General features: G+C 50.6%; 2 tRNA genes and 1 rRNA gene. All 3 read right to left on the bottom strand.

Annotated elements, in window-relative coordinates:
* Window positions 1-134 precede the first annotated feature (134 nt).
* Window positions 135-3,070: ribosomal RNA gene (locus KYJ26_RS02700) — 23S ribosomal RNA — on the bottom strand.
* A gap of 148 nt (window positions 3,071-3,218) precedes the next feature.
* Window positions 3,219-3,294: transfer RNA gene (locus KYJ26_RS02695), tRNA-Ala, on the bottom strand.
* A 14-nt stretch (window positions 3,295-3,308) separates the two neighbouring features.
* Window positions 3,309-3,385 (bottom strand) — tRNA-Ile (locus KYJ26_RS02690).
* Window positions 3,386-3,477: the final 92 nt, after the last annotated feature.

Below are 3,477 nucleotides of genomic sequence, written 5' to 3'. Positions count from 1 at the left end.
CGGGTGTGACCTCTTCGCCATTATCACCAGACGAATATTCAATTGAAGGATTGTTCCTTCAAAACTAGATAAAGAATTGATGTCAAGAAAGCCGAATACCGACCAATTGTTGTTCATTACAATAATGACTCTTTATGGTTAAGTCCTCGATCGATTAGTATCAGTCAACTCCACATGTCGCCATGCTTCCATCTCTGACCTATCTACCTAGTCATCTTCTAGGGATCTTACTCACATACGTGATGGGAAATCTCATCTCGAGGGGGGCTTCATGCTTAGATGCTTTCAGCACTTATCCCTTCCGCACATAGCTACCCAGCGATGCCTTTGGCAAGACAACTGGTACACCAGCGGTGCGTCCATCCCGGTCCTCTCGTACTAAGGACAGCTCCTCTCAAATTTCCTGCGCCCACGACGGATAGGGACCGAACTGTCTCACGACGTTCTGAACCCAGCTCGCGTACCGCTTTAATGGGCGAACAGCCCAACCCTTGGGACCGACTACAGCCCCAGGATGCGATGAGCCGACATCGAGGTGCCAAACCTCCCCGTCGATGTGGACTCTTGGGGGAGATAAGCCTGTTATCCCCGGGGTAGCTTTTATCCGTTGAGCGATGGCCCTTCCATGCGGAACCACCGGATCACTAAGCCCGACTTTCGTCCCTGCTCGACTTGTAGGTCTCGCAGTCAAGCTCCCTTGTGCCTTTACACTCTGCGAATGATTTCCAACCATTCTGAGGGAACCTTTGGGCGCCTCCGTTACTCTTTAGGAGGCGACCGCCCCAGTCAAACTGCCCACCTGACACTGTCTCCCACCCCGATAAGGGGCGCGGGTTAGAATTTCAATACAGCCAGGGTAGTATCCCACCGATGCCTCCACCGAAGCTGGCGCTCCGGTTTCCAAGGCTCCTACCTATCCTGTACAAGCTGTACCAAAATTCAATATCAGGCTACAGTAAAGCTCCACGGGGTCTTTCCGTCCTGTCGCGGGTAACCTGCATCTTCACAGGTACTATAATTTCACCGAGTCTCTCGTTGAGACAGTGCCCAGATCGTTACGCCTTTCGTGCGGGTCGGAACTTACCCGACAAGGAATTTCGCTACCTTAGGACCGTTATAGTTACGGCCGCCGTTTACTGGGGCTTCGATTCGCACCTTCGCTTGCGCTAAGCACTCCTCTTAACCTTCCAGCACCGGGCAGGCGTCAGCCCCTATACTTCGCCTTACGGCTTCGCAGAGACCTGTGTTTTTGCTAAACAGTCGCCTGGGCCTATTCACTGCGGCTCTCTCGGGCTTGCACCCTACCAGAGCACCCCTTCTCCCGAAGTTACGGGGTCATTTTGCCGAGTTCCTTAACGAGAGTTCTCTCGCTCACCTTAGGATTCTCTCCTCGCCTACCTGTGTCGGTTTGCGGTACGGGCACCTTTTTCCTCGCTAGAGGCTTTTCTTGGCAGTGTGGAATCAGGAACTTCGCTACTATAATTCGCTCGCTATCACAGCTCAGCCTTCACGATGATGGGATTTGCCTCATCATCAGCCTAACTGCTTAGACGCACATATCCAGCAGTGCGCTTACCCTATCCTCCTGCGTCCCCCCATTGCTCAAACGGAAAAGAGGTGGTACAGGAATATCAACCTGTTGTCCATCGTCTACGCCTATCGGCCTCGACTTAGGTCCCGACTAACCCTGAGCGGACGAGCCTTCCTCAGGAAACCTTAGGCATTCGGTGGATGGGATTCTCACCCATCTTTCGCTACTCATACCGGCATTCTCACTTCTAAGCACTCCACCAGTCCTTACGGTCTAGCTTCGCAGTCCTTAGAACGCTCTCCTACCACTGACACCTAGAGGTGTCAATCCACAGCTTCGGTGATACGTTTAGCCCCGGTACATTTTCGGCGCAGAGTCACTCGACCAGTGAGCTATTACGCACTCTTTAAATGGTGGCTGCTTCTAAGCCAACATCCTGGTTGTCTAAGCAACTCCACATCCTTTTCCACTTAACGTATACTTTGGGACCTTAGCTGGTGGTCTGGGCTGTTTCCCTTTCGACTACGGATCTTATCACTCGCAGTCTGACTCCCATGGATAAGTCTTTGGCATTCGGAGTTTGTCTGAATTCGGTAACCCGATGAGGGCCCCTAGTCCAAACAGTGCTCTACCTCCAAGACTCTTACACATGAGGCTAGCCCTAAAGCTATTTCGGAGAGAACCAGCTATCTCCAAGTTCGATTGGAATTTCTCCGCTACCCACACCTCATCCCCGCACTTTTCAACGTGCGTGGGTTCGGACCTCCATTCAGTGTTACCTGAACTTCATCCTGGACATGGGTAGATCACCTGGTTTCGGGTCTACGACCACATACTCAATTCGCCCTATTCAGACTCGCTTTCGCTGCGGCTCCGTCTTATCAACTTAACCTTGCATGGGATCGTAACTCGCCGGTTCATTCTACAAAAGGCACGCCATCACCCGTTAACGGGCTCTGACTACTTGTAGGCACACGGTTTCAGGTTCTATTTCACTCCCCTTCCGGGGTGCTTTTCACCTTTCCCTCACGGTACTGGTTCACTATCGGTCACTAGGGAGTATTTAGCCTTGGGAGATGGTCCTCCCAGCTTCCGACGGGATTTCACGTGTCCCGCCGTACTCAGGATCCACTCAAGAGGGAATGAAGTTTCAACTACAGGGTTGTTACCTTCTTTGACGAGCCTTTCCAGACTTCTTCGTCTACTTCATTCCTTTGTAACTCCGTATAGAGTGTCCTACAACCCCAAGAGGCAAGCCTCTTGGTTTGGGCTATATCCCGTTTCGCTCGCCGCTACTCAGGGAATCGCAATTGCTTTCTCTTCCTCCAGGTACTTAGATGTTTCAGTTCCCTGGGTCTGCCTTCCATACTCTATGTATTCAAGTAAGGATATTGTTCCATTACGAACAATGGGTTCCCCCATTCGGAAATCTCTGGATCAAAGCTCACTTACAGCTCCCCAAAGCATATCGGTGTTAGTCCCGTCCTTCGTCGGCTCCTAGTGCCAAGGCATCCACCGTGCGCCCTTCATAACTTAACCGAATTGGTTGTTACATCAGGTTTAAAACCTAAAATGGCGATACTCGGTAATTTCTTGACTATCAATTATCTTTATCTAGTTTTCAAAGAACAAACCATGATCTCGAAAGAGATTGTATGGATAGATATTTTGCTTGCGCAAAAATCTTTGGTGGAGCCTAGCGGGATCGAACCGCTGACCTCCTGCGTGCAAAGCAGGCGCTCTCCCAGCTGAGCTAAGGCCCCGTAATAAGAGAATATGGTGGGCCTAAGTGGACTCGAACCACCGACCTCACGCTTATCAGGCGTGCGCTCTAACCAGCTGAGCTATAGGCCCATATTCCATAAAAATGAATGATAAGCAATGCTTACCATTGTTTGTTTGATGATTGAACCATCAAAACTGAACAAAACTTCGACTGTCAACTG

Source organism: Rossellomorea orangium (genome assembly GCF_019334305.1).
GTDB lineage: Bacteria > Bacillota > Bacilli > Bacillales > Bacillaceae_B > Rossellomorea.
Note: the sequence above shows the minus strand (reverse complement) of the source record. Positions and strands in the feature narration are given on the sequence as shown.